Origin of the sequence: Photorhabdus caribbeanensis, from assembly GCF_018448885.1 — a bacterium.
Taxonomy (GTDB): Bacteria; Pseudomonadota; Gammaproteobacteria; order Enterobacterales; family Enterobacteriaceae; genus Photorhabdus; species Photorhabdus caribbeanensis.
Genome location: NZ_RCWB01000076.1, coordinates 1 through 4,001, shown reverse-complemented (window position 1 = coordinate 4,001; position 4,001 = coordinate 1). Strand labels below are relative to the sequence as shown.

Here is a 4,001-nt window from a genome sequence, read left to right as displayed (position 1 = left end):
TATCACCTGTGCTACCGGACCAATGCCACGTACCATCATTAGTATTGGTAAATTGATGTACATTACCATCACTATCCAATGCGTATCTTTTTTTACCACTTGTAACTGAATTGCTAAACAATTCGACTGAATTCTTAGGTTCAGTCCCGGCATTACGGTGATAACCTATTTGTCCCGGAGTATGTTTAGGGTTTGATTTATACACTAATCCATTATTAGTTGTCACAGGATCAGGAACCGGTATAGCACTTCCCTTGACTCCTTTTGCTCCAGCCTTACTGATCCCTCCGGCCACTCCCGCAGACGCCGCAATTCCCGTCTGCCCCATAATCTTCACGATTTCCTGGGTCGTTTCTTCTGAGCCGCCGGTGCAGGTCAGTGCTGAGCACGGTCAGTTGATTATCCGGCTTGTTGAGAACAGCTGACGGCTAAAAGCAGGAAGCTCCCGGCCACTGACCGGGACGTCTAATTAACAAAAATCCTGTTCTATATTACCTTCTGCCTTTAGGATTGCCAAAAAGCGTTGATAAGCAGTTTCATCTAACTCAAGTAGATCATCCAGCAACTGTTCTTCTATTAATGCCCAATGATGAACACTTTTAGCATCATCATTTGAGAAAAAAACAGTTTTAAAACCTATCGTTGTATCGATAACTGAGACTTCATGAGACTTATATGCCTGTAAACCTCCATAATTTGGTGGTAACCCATAAAAATATGTTTCATCACCAAACCAATATATGGCAAAAACATCAACAATAGAGCCATCTGATTCTTGTATTTTCATTTAACATTATCCTTTATTGAATCTATTACCTTTTTAGGATCCTGTTGGATTCTCTGAGGAGTAGTAATTTTCATGTCATAGGCTTTACCAGTATTTGAGTTGTACTGGTAATGGATAGTTATTGTTTGTCCATTAGGGAGCCTATGTTTTGCTTCCATTTTCTGAAAACCAGCCGCCGTAGGAAAACGGGGATCTTTATTCATACCTAACAATTTACTTCCCTGTGACGGATTTGATTCAACCTGTTTCCAGAAAGTTTGCTCATTCAGATCCCTTGGCGCAGCAACTTGTTGTCCTGGTTTCGCGGTAGATATCTTTTCAGCATTTTTGATAAGCTGTTGATGATAAACAGTATTAGCCGATTTATCACCCAGATTCGTTGTGCCTTGACTGTTTTTCCCAATCTTTTCCCGCGCCGTTTTCTCTGTATTAACAGCCGCGCCTGTGCTTCCCTTTGTTGTTGGCGATGACTTCGGCCCTTTAGCCCCCTCCATCACAATTGGCAATGTCATCGCCATCGCAGCGGCCGTTTCCTTGCTCATGCCCATCGCCTCAAAGCGTTTTGTCCAGCCGAGTTCGCCTACCTTGCCTGTGGCCGCCTGACCTAACGTATTCACTGCCGACAGGTAATTTCTGAGCTCAACCGGCAATGTGCCATCCCGGTCCATATTTTTGAGGGTACGTTCAAACACCGGCCACTGATCAACCAGATAACCATACTTCTGCGCACACTGGGTCGGGTTGCTGTTGCAGAAGTCCATCATTTCCTGCTGATTGCGGATATTAGTCTCTACCATATCCTTGATCACCTGCTTACAGCTTTCGCCTTCACAGGTGCGGGCTTGGTGCGCAAAACTGTCCAGCTCATTCACACTCAGATAGTTATTCTCAATAACAACGCATTCCATTGCGAAGTTGACCGCCGGACACCAATTACTCCAATGTACTCAGTCGGTTACAAACGATTTTTCCCGGGGTAGTTCGATGTCCGGCCCATAATGCCCCGACGCGACTTTTACCACCGGTTAGTTGGTCTCGGTCATCGCGGATGGAGGAACCAATCATCTAGATGAGGCCTCCTCTAAACCGATAATTAAAAGTAAAATCCCAACTTAAAAACCGAGATTTTAATTATGTAATGAGATCTACTTTTGTATTCATCAACACATTTATAAACTCGTCTAACGGGAATTTCATTTCTATTGGTTTTTCCAAAATCCTACTATCTGAAAAAAATTCAATCTCAATAGAATCAATTCCCTTGTCTTTGTTAAGTTGACAAAGTATTTGCCCCCTATACGAAATTTCTGCTGTCAGCTCTTCGTATCTGGAGTCACTAAAAAAATCCACTTCAAAATTATTAGCCATTTTTTTTACCTTTTAGGATCTAAAAAACCTGAGAAAGAACCATCTGAGTTGTAGCGGACACCTCTACCATCAGGTAGACGGTATTCTATACCACCCTTGGATAAATCGGTTCGGACAGTATTCTTATTATTCAACACTTCATTTACGAACCGGCTAGCTGCTTCATTTTTCTGAGTAACATTTCCTTTTAACGGCTCAAATATTCCTCCTGGTCTTCCTGCGTGTTTTTCCCAAGCACGAGCCCCAGCAGATAATCCTTGATTATTAATAGGCTTATTAGCAGAAGATACTAAATCACTCTTTTTAAACTTATCATCAAAATTTTTGGAATCAGATTGCTGAGTTCTCGCATTCTCCTCATCCTGTGGTTCCCAACCACTAGGTGATCCAGAACCAACTCCACCATACTGAGACTTTTCTTCATTTGTCAGATCCTTCCCTACATTTGGTTGGCTTTCATTATCGACATAATCTGACGAACATACCCGGCCAAAAGAGCATTGGGTAGCTTTATCTATAGACTCTCCCATTTCCTTCAATTTTTTGTCCAAAGCTGAAGCTATTGTCTGGTTTGCTTCGTTCACGGCTTCACCCGTGTTTGAACCGGCTATCGGTGGTGGTGGCATTGGTACAGCTAGGGCATTATTATCGGTCGCATTCTTCCCGGCTTGAGCCCCGGTAATGGCACTGGCTGTGGAGTCACCGGCAATGCCGCCTGCCAACCCAGCCGCCAGGGTGGAAAGGGTGCTGATAGTTTGTTTCTGCTCCTCCGTTAACTCACTGACTTTGGCCCCATCACCGTAAAGTTGCTTAATCAGGACCTGAGCGGCCAGCTCACCGGAAGCCGCACCGGCTGCGCCTGACAAGGCATTATTGCCGCTGACCTCTGCCGCTACCGCGCCTAAAATCGCATGGGCCAGCGTATTGGTGGCGATATCCACCTGATGGGTTTGCGGGTCCGTCGTCAGCGCTTTTATCACCCCGGCCAGATAAGGCGAAGCCCCTCCGGCCAGCGCCTGACCGAGGTTGTTGCCCGCTAAGCCCTGAATCGCTGCGGTGGCCGCCTGTAGGGCTTTCTGATAGGTGCCGCCGGTCCCAAAGCCCGAGTCATTCAGCGCCTGTGTGTAAGCGGTGTCATAAACTTGCTTATTGATATCCGCCGATGTCGGGTGTGGATTGCCACTGTCGACCAGTTTTTTTCTGGCTGTCTCTTTATCCTGTTCACTGATATGGTCCAGCTTCGCTTTCGCCGCTTTGGTGGCGATAATTTTCCCTTCCGTACTGGCTATCTCGGTCATCTGGGCGCTGAGTTCGCCAATCAGTTGCGCCTGTTTCAGCCGTTGCTGCTCTTTTTCCTTATCAAATATTGGGCTCAGGACATTGGCGGCATTATCGGTATCACGGCTAAGGGTCGCGATATCCTGCGTCTGGTGCGCCTTATCCCGGATAATCAGGTTGCCGTCACTGACGGCGGCGTGCGTGGTGCTGCTGTCATGGCCCTGGTTATGGGAACCACTCAGCCCATTGACCGCCAGATTATTCAGGACCTGACCGGCGGTCGGTTGGCCCAGGCTGACGCCCGCACTTTGCTGCTCAACAGTAAAATCCGCTTGATTTTGAATCTCCTTGAAGCCCAGCGTCCCGGTGTTCAGGGTGTTGTTGGTTTTGTCGGCTTGACCCGCTATCACCGCGCCGTCCAGTTGGGTGTGGTCGCCGACGTTAACCTGATAGCCGCCTTTGCCAGCAAACAGCCCGGTCTGCTCCTGCACGCTGTCATAGTTGCTGTGGAGTTTATTGCGGCTGGCATTGAGGCTTGCTGTGCCGTTGGTGAGGGGACCCACGGTGG

At 47.2% G+C, this 4,001-nt stretch carries 5 protein-coding genes and 1 pseudogene; all 6 read right to left on the bottom strand.

Annotated elements, in window-relative coordinates; translation table 11 throughout:
- Positions 1-328 (bottom strand): annotated as a pseudogene (locus EAE90_RS24095) (VENN motif pre-toxin domain-containing protein); the annotation flags it as partial.
- A gap of 141 nt (positions 329-469) precedes the next feature.
- Complete coding sequence (locus EAE90_RS22835) at positions 470-787, bottom strand: hypothetical protein (RefSeq protein WP_036781655.1); 318 nt, start codon at positions 785-787, stop codon at positions 470-472.
- Positions 784-1,695 carry a hypothetical protein gene (locus EAE90_RS22830; RefSeq protein WP_214055406.1) on the bottom strand — a complete coding sequence of 304 codons (912 nt, stop codon included), beginning with the start codon at positions 1,693-1,695 and terminating at the stop codon, positions 784-786. The genes EAE90_RS22835 and EAE90_RS22830 overlap by 4 nt, the downstream gene beginning before the upstream one ends.
- A 25-nt stretch (positions 1,696-1,720) precedes the next feature.
- Positions 1,721-1,852 carry a hypothetical protein gene (locus EAE90_RS24360; protein ID WP_265340076.1) on the bottom strand — a complete coding sequence of 44 codons (132 nt, stop codon included), beginning with the start codon at positions 1,850-1,852 and terminating at the stop codon, positions 1,721-1,723.
- Between the two features lie 66 nt (positions 1,853-1,918).
- Positions 1,919-2,155, bottom strand: coding sequence for a hypothetical protein (locus tag EAE90_RS22825; RefSeq protein WP_040150625.1), 237 nt, complete (start codon positions 2,153-2,155; stop codon positions 1,919-1,921).
- A gap of 5 nt (positions 2,156-2,160) precedes the next feature.
- The coding region (locus EAE90_RS22820) for a VENN motif pre-toxin domain-containing protein (protein ID WP_214055405.1) at positions 2,161-4,001 on the bottom strand (1,841 nt) is incomplete at its 5' end.